This is a genomic window from Devosia sp. Root436 (assembly GCF_001426345.1).
GTDB lineage: Bacteria > Pseudomonadota > Alphaproteobacteria > Rhizobiales > Devosiaceae > Devosia.
Map to the genome: position 1 here is coordinate 88,486 of NZ_LMEM01000015.1, position 13,916 is coordinate 102,401.

12 protein-coding genes are annotated in these 13,916 nt (G+C 64.5%); 2 read left to right on the top strand and 10 right to left on the bottom strand.

The window, feature by feature from the left end; genetic code table 11:
* Nucleotides 1–228: 228 nt before the first annotated feature.
* Together ASD04_RS17860 and ASD04_RS17865 are read right to left on the bottom strand one after the other, a co-directional pair.
* On the bottom strand, nt 229–678 hold the full coding sequence (locus ASD04_RS17860) for a cytochrome c (protein WP_056259963.1): 450 nt from the start codon (nt 676–678) through the stop codon (nt 229–231).
* A gap of 187 nt (nt 679–865) precedes the next feature.
* Nucleotides 866–1,912: a fumarylacetoacetate hydrolase family protein gene (locus ASD04_RS17865; RefSeq protein ID WP_056259965.1), complete on the bottom strand. Its 1,047-nt coding sequence runs from the start codon at nt 1,910–1,912 to the stop codon at nt 866–868.
* 141 nt (nt 1,913–2,053) lie between these two features.
* Between ASD04_RS17865 and ASD04_RS17870 the strand changes: the two genes are divergently transcribed.
* Complete coding sequence (locus ASD04_RS17870) at nt 2,054–3,205, top strand: DUF2865 domain-containing protein (protein ID WP_156461324.1); 1,152 nt, start codon at nt 2,054–2,056, stop codon at nt 3,203–3,205.
* Here the strand turns inward: ASD04_RS17870 and gltX are convergent.
* The 3 genes from gltX to ASD04_RS17885 form a co-directional block, all read right to left on the bottom strand.
* Nucleotides 3,150–4,475 (bottom strand): glutamate--tRNA ligase, encoded by a 1,326-nt coding sequence (gltX, locus tag ASD04_RS17875; protein ID WP_056259969.1) that lies wholly within the window; start codon nt 4,473–4,475, stop codon nt 3,150–3,152. The two genes, ASD04_RS17870 and gltX, sit on opposite strands and share 56 nt — an antisense overlap.
* Complete coding sequence (locus ASD04_RS17880) at nt 4,472–6,187, bottom strand: NAD+ synthase (RefSeq protein ID WP_056259971.1); 1,716 nt, start codon at nt 6,185–6,187, stop codon at nt 4,472–4,474. The genes gltX and ASD04_RS17880 overlap by 4 nt, the downstream gene beginning before the upstream one ends.
* Before the next feature lie 277 nt (nt 6,188–6,464).
* Nucleotides 6,465–7,430, bottom strand: coding sequence for a hypothetical protein (locus ASD04_RS17885; protein WP_056259973.1), 966 nt, complete (start codon nt 7,428–7,430; stop codon nt 6,465–6,467).
* Between the two features lie 220 nt (nt 7,431–7,650).
* Here ASD04_RS17885 and ASD04_RS17890 point away from each other — a divergent pair, with 220 nt between their 5' ends.
* Nucleotides 7,651–8,064 carry a response regulator gene (locus ASD04_RS17890; RefSeq protein ID WP_200940293.1) on the top strand — a complete coding sequence of 138 codons (414 nt, stop codon included), beginning with the start codon at nt 7,651–7,653 and terminating at the stop codon, nt 8,062–8,064.
* Between the two features lie 2 nt (nt 8,065–8,066).
* On the opposite strand, the gene ASD04_RS17895 is transcribed toward ASD04_RS17890, so the two are convergent.
* The 5 genes from ASD04_RS17895 to rpiA all read right to left on the bottom strand — a co-directional run bounded on the left by ASD04_RS17895 (nt 8,067) and on the right by rpiA (nt 13,678).
* Complete coding sequence (locus ASD04_RS17895) at nt 8,067–9,200, bottom strand: HWE histidine kinase domain-containing protein (protein WP_056259974.1); 1,134 nt, start codon at nt 9,198–9,200, stop codon at nt 8,067–8,069.
* Nucleotides 9,201–9,307: 107 nt separating this feature from the next.
* Nucleotides 9,308–10,687: a 3-deoxy-7-phosphoheptulonate synthase class II gene (locus ASD04_RS17900; RefSeq protein ID WP_056259976.1), complete on the bottom strand. Its 1,380-nt coding sequence runs from the start codon at nt 10,685–10,687 to the stop codon at nt 9,308–9,310.
* Nucleotides 10,688–10,793: 106 nt separating this feature from the next.
* On the bottom strand, nt 10,794–12,173 hold the full coding sequence (gene gor, locus ASD04_RS17905) for a glutathione-disulfide reductase (RefSeq protein WP_056259978.1): 1,380 nt from the start codon (nt 12,171–12,173) through the stop codon (nt 10,794–10,796).
* A gap of 261 nt (nt 12,174–12,434) precedes the next feature.
* Nucleotides 12,435–12,977: a DUF2059 domain-containing protein gene (locus ASD04_RS17910; protein WP_056259980.1), complete on the bottom strand. Its 543-nt coding sequence runs from the start codon at nt 12,975–12,977 to the stop codon at nt 12,435–12,437.
* Nucleotides 12,977–13,678 (bottom strand): ribose-5-phosphate isomerase RpiA, encoded by a 702-nt coding sequence (rpiA, locus tag ASD04_RS17915; protein ID WP_056259982.1) that lies wholly within the window; start codon nt 13,676–13,678, stop codon nt 12,977–12,979. The genes ASD04_RS17910 and rpiA overlap by 1 nt, the downstream gene beginning before the upstream one ends.
* Between the last annotated feature and the right edge of the window lie 238 nt (nt 13,679–13,916).

Below are 13,916 nucleotides of genomic sequence, written 5' to 3' on the forward strand. Positions count from 1 at the left end.
GCCAACGAGTGGTTAGCAGGTAATAATGCAGCGGTTAATCAGAATGATGCCGGTCTTCATGGCGGTGAGATTGGCCGGAGCAGGCAAGGAAATCAAGCCGAAAAGAAAAAAGGGCGGCTCCACCGAGCCGCCCAATCGCTTTGGAGGCGATTCTGAACCAGGAGGAAAGGCCCCCTCACCCGCCTTGCTTCGCAAGTCGACCTCTCCCCCAAGGGAGAGGTGAGAAAGTCAGCTCCGGAATTGCTGGTGGCATTGACCGCAGGTGCCGCCTAGGGCGCGCAGGGCGGTGGCATAGGCCGTCGCGTCGCCGGCTTCGGCGGCGGCTATGGCTTCGGTGGCGGCAGTCTTGCCGGTTTCGAGAATGGCGTTGAAGGCGTCCCAGTTTTCCCAGATGGCGGGCAGCGCCTTGCTGTCGCCGACGATGGAGCCTTCGGGGAAGAGCGCGGGAATATGGGTGTAGTTGGTCAGGACGGTATTGACGGCAGCGGCGGCTTCGGCGCCGGACAGGCCATTGAGCGTGCGCATCAGGCCGCCATCCTCGCGCATCAGGGCCTTGCGCATGGTCACGGCCTCTTCGGGCGTGGCGGGCGGAACGAAAGCGTCCTGCGCCATGGCGGCAACGGCGCCCAGGGCCAGCAGGCCAGCGATGGCCATGGCGGAAATATGCTTGATCGACATGAGTGCACCCTCATTGAGACTGACGGCAAGGTGGCATGGCAGGGCTGCAGGCCCAACGCCTACACGGGAATGTTATCAGCGATTGCAAGGTGTTAGCCTCTAACCTCTCCTTTGGGGGAGAGGTCGACTTGCGAAGCAAGGCAGGTGAGGGGGCCTTCCCCACGCACCTCACCCAGTAAAGGCCCCCTCACCCGGCGCTGCGCGCCGACCTCTCCCCCGAAGGGAGAGGTGAAGAAACCAGTTCCACGGTCTGCATCATATCTCCGAAGGTGGACGTTCCGTCGGGGGAGAGGGCGCCGATGCGGATGGTGTCGCCGGGCTTGAGGAAGGGGGTGCGGGCGCGGCCGTATTTAAGTTTTTCCACGGTGCGAGCCTCGGCAATGCAGCCGAAGCCGATGCCGTCGCGCTTGATGGGCAGGGTTTCGTCATGGCGGTTGGACACGGTGCCGCCGCCGATGATGGTGCCGGCAGCCAGATTGCGGGTGCGGGCGGCTTCGACGATAAGGTCGGCGAAGTCGAAGTGCATGTCGGTGCCGGCATTGGGCTGGCCGTAAAGCGTACCGTTGACCTCGATGCGAATGGGCAGGTGGAGGCGATTATCGCGCCAGGCCGTGCCGAGGCTTTCCGGCGTGGCGACAACGGGCGCGAAGCTGGTGGCGGGCTTGGCGTGGAAGAAGCCGAAGCCGTTCTGCAGGTCATCGGCGACGAGGCGGCGCAAGGAGACGTCGTTGCAGACGGTGACGAGGCGAATGGCAGAGGCGGCCTGGGCCCTGGTGGCGCCCATGGGCACCGGACCGGTGATGACGGCGACTTCAGCCTCGAAATCGAGGGCGAGATCGGGATCGGTGATGGCGATGGGATCGGATGGAGCGAGCAGCGAATCGGAGCCGCCCTGATAGAGCAGCGGGCGGGTCGATTGCAGCTCCTCGTCCTTGCTGCCCTTGAGGCTGCGGACGCGTTCGAGGTGGCTCAGATAGCCCGAGCCGTCGATCCACTGATAGGCGCGTGGCAGCGGCGCCAGTGCCTGGGCGGTGTCGAAGGCCTGACCGGCTATGGCGCCGGCATCGAGCTGAGCGGCAAGGGCGGAAAGGGCCGGGGCGTGGGCGTTCCAGTCGTCCAGGGCGGCCTGCAAAGTGGGGGCGATGCGGGTGGCGGAGACGCAGCGGGTGAGGTCGGCCGAGAGCACGACGAGCTGGCCATCGGGGCGGCCGTTGCGGAGGGTGGCTAACTTCATCGCGGTCAAATCTCGCAAACGTGTGGCCTTGCAGCGCTACCGTGGCAACGGCGGCGCCAGTATAATGTTGCAATCGGTCCTAGCGTTGTCTTAAGGCCGGAACGAACGGCGCGCGGCGCGCCGCGAAGAGGATGGACAGGCTTGGGCAGAAACGGCGTACGCGCCCTGATATTGACGGCGATGGCAGCGATCTGCGTGTTGCTGGATGTCAACGTCGTCTATGCGCAGGCGGCACAATGCTTCCAGCTTGAGGCAGCGTTGCGGCAGTTCGACGGCAATTCGGCCTATCAGCAGATGGGCGGCAATTCGCAGGCGGCGCGGCAAGCGCAGCGCGACGTGCAGGCCATGGAAAGCCGCTATGTGCGCGACGGGTGCAATGACGCCGCCAAGGCGGGCATTCCGCTGACGCCACAATGCCAGCAGATCGGCCAGGAAGTGCTGCGCCTGCGGGAGGTGGCCGCAGGGGTTGCCCAGCAGGTAGAGACCGCCAATGCGGTCGGCGCGCAGCGCGAGGCGATCCTGCAGGAAATGGCGCGATTTGGCTGCGGCGCCAACCAGGGATCGAGTGCGACATTCACCACCGAGCGGCAGTCGGTGTTCGATCGCATTTTCGGCACAACATCGCAGGGCGATTTCACCGACGGGCAGATGATCGACGGCGGGGATTACTGGGGCTATCAGGGCTACCAGACGGTGCGAACGGTCTGCGTGCGGCTGAGCGACGGCTATTTCTGGCCGATCAGCTATTCCACCCTGCCCGACTACGTTGGCAATGACGCGATCACTTGCCAGCAGAGCTGTCCGACGACGGCGGTGGACCTCTATTTCTACGATAATCCGGGCCAGGAGCCCGAGCAGATGCGCAACCAGTATGGCGAGCCCTATACGGCGCTGCCGACGGCCTTTGCCTATCGCGACGCGCTGGACACCAGCCCCGGGGCCAGTTGCAAGGTGGCGCCGCAGGCGGACGGCAAGCTGAGCGTGGCGACGCGGGCCGATGGATCGAGCCGCACGATGATCGAGGTGGAGGGGGTGACCTTCCCGTTGCCACTGCGCGATCCGCGCGGCGTGGCGCCGGTGCAGGCGCCGATCGAAGCGCCACTGGAAACGGCTGTTCTGGTGGATGTGCCCCTGCCCCGCCCGCGTCCGGCCGGCCCCGGCGAAACGCCGGTGACGCGGCCGGTTCAGGCAGAAACCGAGACCGAAATGCGATTGGTGCAGTTCGGCGACAAGGTGGTCAGGGTAGTCGGTCCAGACACGCCTTACGCCCAACCAGTGGGAGCAGGGACTTAAGCTCGGGGCCGTCGTGACGGCCGGTCAGGGCCATGCGCAGCGGCAGGAACAGGGCCTTGCCCTTGCGGCCGGTGGCTGATTTGAGCGCGTCGGTCCACAGGCTCCAGGTGGTTTCGTCCCACGGCTCCGCAGGCAGCATGGCCTTGGCGAGGGCGAGGAAATCGCGGTCCTCGTCGGCAATGACGGGCTCCAGGGGGCCGGTGACCAGTTTGGCCCATTCCTCGATGTCGTGAAACTTGCGCAGGTTGTCGCGCAGCAGCAGCCACATGGCTTCGCCTTCGAGGCCGAGGGCGGAGAGGCGAGGGGCGGCGCCTTCATAGGGCAAGGTGTGCAGCAGGCGGGCATTGAGGCTGTCGAGTTCCGCCGGGTCGAAGCGGGCGGCGCCATGCGAGATCATGGAGAAATCCAGCCGGTTGGCGATTTCGTCCAGGGTTTCGTAGGTCTCGATGGGCAGGCTGGTGCCGGTGAGGCTGGCCATGATGGCCACGGCCATGGATTCATAGCCGGCATCGCGGAAATCGCTGATGGACTGGGAGCCCAGGCGCTTGGAGAAGCCCTGCCCTTCGGCATCGGTGAGCAGGTTATGGTGGCCGAAGGTGGGAATGGCGCCGCCGAGGGCTTCGAAAATTTCGATCTGCGTGCCGGTATTGGAGACGTGGTCCTCGCCGCGGATGACATGGGTGATGCCCAGATCGATGTCATCGACTACGGAGGGAAGCGTATAGAGGTAGGAGCCGTCTTCGCGCACCAGGACCGGGTCGGACATGGAGGCGGTGTTGACGGTCTGCGGACCCTTGATGAGGTCGTCGAAATGGACCGGGCGGCCATCGAGGCGGAAGCGCCAATGGGGCTTGCGGCCTTCGGCTTCGAGGCGGGCGCGATCTTCGGCGGTGAGGCTGAGAGCGGCGCGATCGTAGATGGGCGGCTTGTTGAGAAGGCGGGCGCGTGCACGCTTGCGGTCGAGCTCGTCCTCGGTCTCGTAGCAGGGGTAGAGACGGCCGGCCGCGATCAGGGTCTTGACGGCGGCATCGTAGAGCGCGGTGCGGTCGGACTGGCGGACCAGCAGGTCCGGCGTGATGCCGAGCCAGGCCAGATCGAGTTCGATGCCGTCGGCAAATTCACGGGTAGAGCGAGCATGGTCGGTATCGTCCATGCGCAGGACGTATGTGCCGCCATGGCGGCGGGCATAGAACCAGTTCAGCAGTGCCGGGCGGGCATTGCCGAGATGGATGCGGCCAGTGGGGGACGGCGCCCAACGAACTGATGTCATCCGATCACCCGGTCCTTGTAGCCATTGGTGATGGGATAGCGGCGACCGAGGCCGAAGGCCTTGACGGTGAGCTTGGGGCCCGGCGCGGCCTGGCGGCGCTTGTATTCGGCGATATTGAGCAGGCGCTCGATGCGTTCCACCAGCGGCTGGTCATAGCCCTGGGCGACGATTTCGGCGATGGAGAGTTCATCCTCGACAATGCCTTTCAGGATGGCGTCGAGCACGGGATAGGGCGGCAGGCTGTCCTGATCGGTCTGGTCCGGGCGCAGCTCGGCCGATGGGGCCTTGGCGATGATGGCGGCCGGGATGATCTCGCCCGAGGGGCCGAGGCAATCGCCGGGGACGTGGCGGTTGCGCCAGTCGGCCAGACGATAGACCTCCATCTTGAACATGTCCTTGAGCGGGTTGTAGCCGCCATTCATGTCGCCGTAGATGGTGGCGTAGCCGACGCCCATTTCGGACTTGTTGCCTGTCGTCAGCAGCATGGAGCCGAGCTTGTTGGAAACGGCCATGAGCACGACGCCGCGCATGCGTGACTGGATGTTTTCCTCGGCCAGGCCGGCGGGCCGATTGTCGAAGATGGGGGCCAGCTCGGCCAGCGCATCATCGACCGGATTGCCGATGGAGACGATGTCGTAGCGCACGCCCAGCCGCTCGGCGCAGTCCCTGGCATCCTTGAGGCTGGCTTCCGACGTATAGCGATAGGGCAGCATGATGCAGTGGACGTTTGCGGGGCCGAAGGCATCGACGGCCATGGCGGCGACCACGGCGCTGTCTATGCCGCCAGACAGGCCGAGCACGACCTGTTTGAAGCCGTTCTTGTGGACATAGTCGCGCAGGCCGAGAACGCAGGCGAGCCAGGGGGCTTCGTCGGTGGTGGTCAGTTCGGTGACTGCGCCGCTGGCGCAGGTCCAGCCGCTTTCGCCGCGCACCCAGTCGGAGACGATAAAATCGGTCTGGAAGGACTTGCCCTGGAAGACCAGCCGGTTGCCGGGCTCCATGCCGAAGGAGGCGCCGTCGAAAACCAGCTCGTCCTGGCCGCCGACCTGGTTGAGATAGAGCATGGGCACATCGTCTTCGGCGACGCGGGCGCGAACCAGATCCTTGCGGACATGCTGCTTGTCGGTCCAGTAGGGCGAGCCATTGGGGCAGAGCATGATTTCGGCGCCCCGCATGGCGAGATGCTCGCAGACGCTGGGGTGCCAGATATCCTCGCAGATCGGGATGCCTATGGGGACGCCCTTGATGGTCACCGGCTCGGTCAGCGGGCCTGATGTGAAATAGCGCTTCTCATAGAAGACGTCGGAATTGGGCAATTCGCGCTTGAGCCTGACAGCGATGATCCGGCCATTCTCGGCAACCAGGACGGCATTGTGCAGCCCGGTCTTTTCGAGCCAAACGGTGGGGAGGACAAGGACAACATCGGTGCCCGATGTGTCCGCCACGAGATCGCGCGCGGCCTGCATGGCATCGGCGACGAATTTCGGCTTGAACAGCAGATCATCGGGGAAATAGCCGGTGAGGAACAGTTCGGACAGCATGAGAATGTCGGCTTTGGCGGCGACGGCATCCGATAGCGCTGTGCGGGCCAGCGCCAGATTGCCGGCGATATCGCCGACCTTGGGATTGAGCTGGGCGAGCGCAATACGGAGGCGGTCTGTCACGGGGCTGGGCCTAACTGGTGGGCGAAACGATGTGCCTGCCAATAGCATCGGGATGGGCGATGGGCCATAGGGGTGTGCGGCGGGCCGTCGTTTTGAGGGCTCTCCTGCCTCGCCCTTGCGGTGGAGTGTTTGCTTCTGGCGTTTGGACTCTTTGCCTTCTCCCCTTGAGGGAGAAGGTGCCCGAAGGGCGGATGAGGGGTGCTGCGCTATCCACGAGCATTGAAGCATGGGATGGCGCAGCACCCCTCACCCGGAAATCCGCTGAACGCGGATTTCCACCCTCTCCCTAAAGGGGAGAGGGGCAGGAGCCGATAGAGTAGTGCAGCTAGAACTTGCCGGTGAGTTCGGCGCGGAGGCCGTAGCGGAAGAGGGAGGCATAGGTGGAGGGCAGGGTCATCGTGGGCTGGGCCACGCCACCGGCCGTGCCGTTGAAGACGGCGTCGAGATTGCCTTCGAGATACCAGGCGCGGCCGCCGGCCCGGATGACGAGGTTTTCGGTGGGGTGGAAACCGGCCATGGCTTCGAGCATGACACCCTGCCCCCGGCCGCTGAGCGTGGTCTGGGCATTTTCGTAGACGGGCACGCCAACGCCGGGGAAGTTGAAGCCACCGGGGGCGCTGCCGCCCAGGGCGCCGGTCACATGGGCATAGGGAATCCAGGCGGCTTCGGCCTGGATGTCGAACATGTCGAACTCGGCCGTGCCCCTGACGCCCAGGCGCAGGGCGTGAATATCGAAGTCGTCGGGCGCATCGCCGAGCGTGGCGGGATTGCCGCCAACCGCATACTGGCCGGTGCCGATATCGGGGGCGTCCTTCCAGTAGTGGTAGCCGACAAGGCCGCCGACGGCGAAGCCGTCGGTCATGGTGCCGAAGGGGAGCCAACCGAAGTCGGCGCCGGCATAGCCGATGCGCGAATTCGTGCCGATATTGCCGGCAGCGGCCGGGGAAATATCGTAAGTACCGGTGGTGTGGAAGCCGAGGCCGGCGCGGCCAGCCACATAGGTCTGGGTCGAGAGATCCTCGATCTTGCCGTGCAGTTCGCCGATATGAGTCTGGTCGCGCACGTCAAGACTGACGGGGCCGAAAGCCGAGGTGAAGCCGGCATTCTGGCCACCCCAGGAATACCAGTAGGCGGCGCCGAACTCGAAGCGGATCGAGTCATCGGGCTGCTCCCAGGTATCGGGATAGGCCGGGCGCAGCTCGGGATAGGGCTCGAAATAGTCGGCGGCCAATGCCGGGACAGCCAGGCAGATCGCCAGAATGGCCACGGCGCCACAGAGAGAGCGCTTCATTGAATCCTCCTGGATCTGTCCACTTGCAGGTCGTCCGGTATTTATCGATCATTAGGGTTAAGTTTCCGCTAAGCGCGAAAGGCAGGAAGATTGGGAGTTTAGTAACTGCGTGCGCGCAAGTTTGATCGGACGGCGCCCGAATATGCGCCCGAGCGGGCAACCGACGACACGCTGAGGAGTTGCCCCGAAGCCAGCAGGCGAGTGCGACTGAGAGTAGTGTATGATGACGCGGAAAATATTGGTGGTCGAAGACGAGATTTTCGTCGCAACCGAGATCGAATATGTGATCGAGGAGATGGGCTTTACCGCCATCGGCATCGCCGCGGATGAACGCACGGCGCTGTCGCTGGCGACGCAGGCCGATGTGGCACTGGTCGATCTCAACCTGCAGGACGGCCCCACGGGCATGCGCATCGGCCATATCCTGGCGCAGACGCATGGGGTGACCGTGCTGTTCATGACCGCCAATCCATCTCAACTGGGAGAGGGAGTACCCGGAACGGTGGGCGTGCTGCCCAAGCCGGTAACCGACCCGGAACTGCGGGCCGCCGTGGCCTATGCCGTGGCGCGGCGCGACGCCGCCGAGGCGACGCCCCCTGCCCGCCTCAAGCTATTTGACCTGGCGCTGAGCTGAATTCAGGACTGCTGCAAGCGGGCCGAGCGACGCAGGGCATCGACGGGCAGGTCGATCTCGACACGCAGCCCGTCGGGCTCCCATACCCGCCGCAGCTTGCCGCGCAACTGGCCCTCGATGCTGAGGGCGATCAGGCGCGAGCCGAAGCCGGACAATTCGGCGTCGCCGGCAATGACCGGACCACCCGTTTCCTTCCAGGTCAGGTGATAGCGCTGGCCTTCGGCGCGACCGGTGAGGTCTACCCTGCCCCCGGCGGCGGACAGGGCGCCGTATTTGGCGGCATTGGTACCCAACTCGTGGAACAGCAGCGCCAAGGGCGTGGCGGCGCCATCGTCGATAGCGCCATCTTCGCCGTGGAAGACGATGCGCGCCTGCCCATCGACGCAATAGGGCTGCATCAGCCGGTCGATCAGCGATTGCAGCGACCCCTGGTTGTCGGGTGGGTGGGACACATGACTGTGGGGACGGACGAAGTCGTGCGCCTCGCCCAGGGCATAGATGCGCCGGCGCAGTTCGTCGGCGAAGGTCTTGACCTCGGGGCGGCTCCGCGCCGAGAGGCTGATAATGCCGGTAAGGACGGCGAAGATATTCTTGATGCGGTGGCTGAGCTCCTGGGAGACCAGTTCGCGTTCCTCGGCGAGGGCGACCCGCTCGGTGGTTTCATGCACGGTGCACAGCGTGCCCAGGGGCTGTCCGGCTTCATCGAGAACGGGGCTGTAGTGGAGGTTCATCCAGCCGGATTCGAGCCGGCCATGCCGGTTCAGCACCAGTTCCTGATCATGCAGGATCAGGGATTCGCCCCGCAGGCCCAGATCGAGCTTGTGGCTGTTGAAGTCGGCGATTTCGGGCCAGGCTGCGCGCACCGGCATGCCGAAGATATCGGGGTGACGATTACCGGCGAATGCGGCATAGGCGTTGTTGTAGACGAGGATGCCCTCGGGGCCTATCAGCATGACCATGGGGATGGATGCCGCCATCATGAGCCGCACCGCGCCCTTGAGGCTTTCCGGCCAGGCCGGAATGGGGCCGAGCGGATTTCCCGCCCAATCGAAATCGTTGATCAGCTTGAGCGTGTCGTCCTGCTCGAGGCGCTGGCGCGTCTCGGGGGTGGCTGCCGGGAAGAGAGACTTTGGCATAAGCGGCTTCCATGACGACCGATGCAACGGCAACCTAACACATAAAGAAGGTCGCGCGCCCAACTGGAAACGCGCGGCCTTCCATGCGGTTCACCCGAAAAGGCGAATTATTCGCCGGCTGCCAGATGCTGGCGCGGGGGCTTTTGGGCGTGGACTTCCTCGGCGACGAGAAAGGCCAGTTCAAGGGCCTGACTGGCATTGAGGCGCGGGTCGCAATAGGTGTGGTAGCGATCCGAAAGAGAGGCTTCGGTGACGGCCGAGACGCTGCCGCCGGTGCATTCGGTGACATCGTCGCCAGTCATCTCGATATGCACGCCGCCGGCATAGGTGCCGAGTTCGCGGTGGATTTCGAAGAAGGCCTTCACTTCCGACAGCACGCGATCGAAGGGGCGGGTCTTGAAGCCGGTGGACGCCTTGACAGTGTTGCCGTGCATCGGGTCGGAGCACCAGACCACGGTGCGGCCGGCCTTCTGCACGGTTTCGATGTGGCGCGGCAGGTGATCGTTGATCTTGTCGGAGCCATAGCGGCTGATGAGGGTGATGCGGCCGGCTTCGTCGGTGGGGTTCAGCCGGTCGAGCAGGCGCAGCAGGTCGTCATTGCCCAGCGAGGGGCCGCATTTGATGCCGATGGGATTGTGGATGCCGGCGAAGTATTCAACATGGGCGGCATCGGGCTGGCGGGTGCGGTCGCCGATCCACAGCATGTGGCCCGAGGTGGCGTACCAGTCATTGGTGATGGAGTCGCGGCGGGTCAGGGCTTCCTCGTAGCCGAGCAGCAGGGCTTCGTGGCTGGTGAAGAAGCTGGTCTGGCGCAGGGCCGGCGTATTGTCGGGATTGAGGCCAAGGGCGCCCATGAAGGTGATGGCGTCGTCGATCTTGCGGGCGACTTCCTCGTAGCGCGGATACCAGTTCGAGCCCTTCATGAAACCCACGGTCCATTCGTGGATGCGGGTCAATTCGGCATAGCCGCCCATGGAGAAGGCGCGCAGCAGGTTGAGCGTCGCGGCGGACTGGCGATAGGCCTGCAGCATGCGGTCCGGATCGGGGACGCGGGACTTTTCGGTGAAGGAAATGTCGTTGATGATGTCGCCGCGATAGGAGGGCAGTTCCACCCCATCGATGGTCTCGGTATCGGCGGAGCGCGGCTTGGCGAACTGGCCGGCGACGCGGCCGACCTTGACCACGGGCTTGGATGCGCCGTGGGTCAGCACCACCGCCATCTGCAGGAAGACGCGGAAGAAGTCGCGGATATGGTCGGCGCCGTGTTCGGCAAAGCTCTCGGCGCAGTCGCCGCCCTGCAGCAGGAAGGCTTCGCCTCGCGCCACGGCGGCGAGGCGGGTCCTGAGGTCGCGGGCTTCGCCGGCAAAGACCAGTGGCGGGAAGGACGCGAGTTGACGCTCGGCATTGGCCAATGCGGCGGGATCGGGATAGGCCGGCACCTGGGAAATCGGCTTGGCGCGCCAGCTATCGGGGGTCCAGGTGGTCATATCAGGTCTCGTTCACGCGCGTTACTGCTGCTGAAGGGCGGAATACCAAGGCTGGGGGTGCGGGACAAGGGGAAACGGGGTGGCCATTGGTCGGGGTGGTGCCACGCTAGCCGCCGATCTTTTCGCCGTTGCGGTAGGTGTAAGTGGGGGCCTTGAAGGTGACGAGTTCTTCGGCGGCGCTGGGGTGGAGGGCGATGGCGCGGTCGAAATCGGGTTTGGAGGCGCCCATGCCCACGGGGATGGCGACGAGCTGGATCATTTCGGCGGCGCCGGAGCCCAGGATGTGGCAGCCCAGGACCTTGCCACCGTCCTTTTCGGTGATGAGCTTGAGGATCATCCGTTCGGTGCGGGTGGAGAGCGTATTCATCATCGGGCGGAAGCGGGCGACGTAGACGTCGATATCGCCGTGAGTGGCGGCTTCAGCCTCGGTGAGCCCGATCGTGCCGATTTCGGGATCGGAGAAGACAGCGGTGGGGATCTGGGAGTGATCGACCGCCAGCCTGTTGTTGTTGAATACCGTCTCGGCGAAATACCAGCCCTCGCGGATGGCGACGGGGGTCAGGGCGGCGCGGCCGGTGACGTCGCCCACGGCGTAGATGGAAGGCACGGTGGATTGCGACCAGGCATCGACCTTGATGGCGCCCGAGGATTCGAGCTGGACCCCGGCCTTGTCGAGGCCGAGGCCGCGCACATTGGGGGTGCGGCCGGTGGCGAACATGACGGCGCCAAACGGAGCCGTGACGCCATCGCTGAAGGTAGCGGAAATGTCGTTGCCGTGTTTGGCGAGCGACTTGATGGTGGTCTGGTAGATCAGCTTGATGCCGCGGTCGGTGAGACCGGCTTCGAGGCCGCGGCGCATGTCTTCGTCGAAGCCGCGCAGGACGCAGTCGCCCCGATAGATGATGGTGGTATCGACGCCAAGGCCGGCGAAGATGGTGGCGAACTCCACCGCGATATAGCCGCCGCCTTCGATGAGGATGGAGTGGGGCAAAGCCGGCAGGTCGAAAGCCTCGTTGGAGGTGATGGCCAGTTCGGCGCCGGGAATGTGCGGGATATGCGGATGCGCGCCGGTGGCAATCAGGATAAATTTAGCCGTCAAGTCACGGGCTTGCCTGACGAGGTGGACGCCGTTGGGGCCAGTGACGAGGCCGCGATCCCTGATGATCTCGACGCCAGGCTTTTCGAGATTGGCCACATAGGCGCTTTCGAGCCGGGTGATTTCCTTTTCCTTGGCGGCGACCAGGGTCGGCCAATCGAAGCTGGCATCGACCTGCCAGCCGAAGCTGGACGCCACGTCGAACAGGTCGTGGAAGCGCGAGGCATAGACATAGAGCTTCTTGGGGACGCAGCCGCGGATGACGCAGGTGCCGCCGACGCGGAATTCCTCAATGATCGCGACCTTGGCGCCATAGGTGGCGGCCATGCGGGCGGCGCGGACGCCGCCGGAGCCGGCGCCAATAACGACGAGATCATAGCTATCGGTCATCGGGCGGCTCCCTGTGCAATCATCGGTATATGACGATGAATATCGGTTGGCACTTCGCATAAAAAAAGACCCCGCGCAAGGCGGGGCCTGATTGCTGGTATGCGGTAGGCCAGCGAGGAGGACTGCACTGTCACTGGCCAGGTGGAGGGCGGGCGGTGAACACACCCCCTCCCCAGCTTTGCCAAGGCCATGCGGGCCAGGCGCCCCCCCGCAAAGGGAGGGCGGGCAGGAGCCGACGGACGGCTGCCAGATATCGCGGCGCTAGACTTCGAAGCCCTGGGCGCGCAGCTCGGCGCGGACCTTGGCGAAGAATTCGGAGCGGGTGTTGTTGGTGAAGACCTGGAGAACCGCCTGCAGATCGGTGTTCACCTCGGAATTGGCCTGGGCCAGCTTCTGGCCGGTCGGCGTTTCGTAGAAGGCGACGATTTCCTGCAGTTCTTCGGCGGTGAAGCGCACGGCATAGACGCGCGCGAACTGGTCGAGCAGTTCGCCCTTGCGGTCCTTGTATTCCTCCAGAACCTTGCCGACGGCCAGGTCGGTCTCCTCGGCAATCTCGGGATTCTGCGCGGTGAGCTGACGCAGGGTGCCGATGCCGATCTCGACGAGGGTGACCTCGTAGACGGCGCCGCGGTCGGTCAGGTCGACATATTTGCGGGCCAGCGCCAGTTGCTCGGGCGGAACCTCCTGGGCCATTGCGGGAACCGCAACCACGAGCATGGCAGCGCTCAAAGCCACAGCCAACAGCGCCTTGGCGCGCGTCATAACACCGGTCATCATCGAAATACCCATCTTGTCCCGATCCATCAGTTCGTGCCGTTCGTCAGCGTTTTTACGCCATCCGGGGTCGCCACATAAGCCGTCTTGCACATTTTGAGGAACAGCCCGTGCTGCACTACCCCGGCGATGTCGAGCAAGTCGCGCGACAGCGCTTCTGGCCGCGAAATGCGGCCAAAAAAAGCATCCAGAATGAGGTGTCCGCCGTCGGTGACATAGGACGCGCCCGGCGCGGTCTCGCGCAGGCGCAGCCCACCTTCGGCGCCATGGTCCGCGAGCACCTCGGCCAAGGCACGCCGCGTGGCGCCAAGGCCGAAGCGGTTGACCTCGATGGGCAGCGGGAAGCGGCCGAGCACCGGCACCACTTTCGAGGCGTCGGCGATGACCACCATGGCGTCCGATGCCGCGGCGACGATCTTCTCGCGCAGCAGGGCCCCGCCGGCACCTTTGATGAGATTGAGGTGAGGATCGATCTCGTCGGCGCCATCGATGGTCAGGTCGAGCCGGTCGAGGGTTTCGAGATCGGAAAGGGGAATGTTGAGCGACTGCGCCTGGCGGGCCGTTACCTCGGAGGTGGGAACGCAGATGCACTCGAAGCCCGCCGCGACCTCCTGGCCGAGCAAGTCCACGAAATGGCGGGCAGTGGAGCCGGTGCCGAGGCCAAGCCGCATTCCAGGTCGCAGGTCGGCAATCGCCATCGCGGCCGCCTGACGCTTCAGCTCTTCGCTCATGGTTGCCTCGCACAGTGTATGGCGACGGGCAATTGCAGGGGCCGAGCCATCTGTCAATGCCGCAGCGCAGCAGGGATCACGGATTGGTGAACAGGAACTGTAACTTGCCGGCAACACAATTTTGCGAAGGTGGCGCGAGTGCGGCAAATCCGAGGCATCCGCCTCTTTTCGCTCATATGCAAAGCGCGTAACAACCGCAATTGTCAGGTGGGCGAGTCGAATGCCCATTCTATTCCAG

Excerpts from the sequence above, each read along its gene's own strand:
- ASD04_RS17885 (WP_056259973.1), bottom strand. The coding sequence starts at position 7,430 with ATGAAGCGCTCTCTCTGTGGCGCCGTGGCCATTCTGGCGATCTGCCTG.
- ASD04_RS17900 (WP_056259976.1), bottom strand. The coding sequence starts at position 10,687 with ATGACCACCTGGACCCCCGATAGCTGGCGCGCCAAGCCGATTTCCCAG.
- ASD04_RS17860 (WP_056259963.1), bottom strand. The coding sequence starts at position 678 with ATGTCGATCAAGCATATTTCCGCCATGGCCATCGCTGGCCTGCTGGCC.
- gor (WP_056259978.1), bottom strand. The coding sequence starts at position 12,173 with ATGACCGATAGCTATGATCTCGTCGTTATTGGCGCCGGCTCCGGCGGC.
- ASD04_RS17910 (WP_056259980.1), bottom strand. The coding sequence starts at position 12,977 with ATGGATCGGGACAAGATGGGTATTTCGATGATGACCGGTGTTATGACG.
- ASD04_RS17890 (WP_200940293.1), top strand. The coding sequence starts at position 7,651 with ATGATGACGCGGAAAATATTGGTGGTCGAAGACGAGATTTTCGTCGCA.
- rpiA (WP_056259982.1), bottom strand. The coding sequence starts at position 13,678 with ATGAGCGAAGAGCTGAAGCGTCAGGCGGCCGCGATGGCGATTGCCGAC.
- ASD04_RS17865 (WP_056259965.1), bottom strand. The coding sequence starts at position 1,912 with ATGAAGTTAGCCACCCTCCGCAACGGCCGCCCCGATGGCCAGCTCGTC.
- gltX (WP_056259969.1), bottom strand. The coding sequence starts at position 4,475 with ATGACATCAGTTCGTTGGGCGCCGTCCCCCACTGGCCGCATCCATCTC.
- ASD04_RS17895 (WP_056259974.1), bottom strand. The coding sequence starts at position 9,200 with ATGCCAAAGTCTCTCTTCCCGGCAGCCACCCCCGAGACGCGCCAGCGC.
- ASD04_RS17880 (WP_056259971.1), bottom strand. The coding sequence starts at position 6,187 with ATGCTATTGGCAGGCACATCGTTTCGCCCACCAGTTAGGCCCAGCCCC.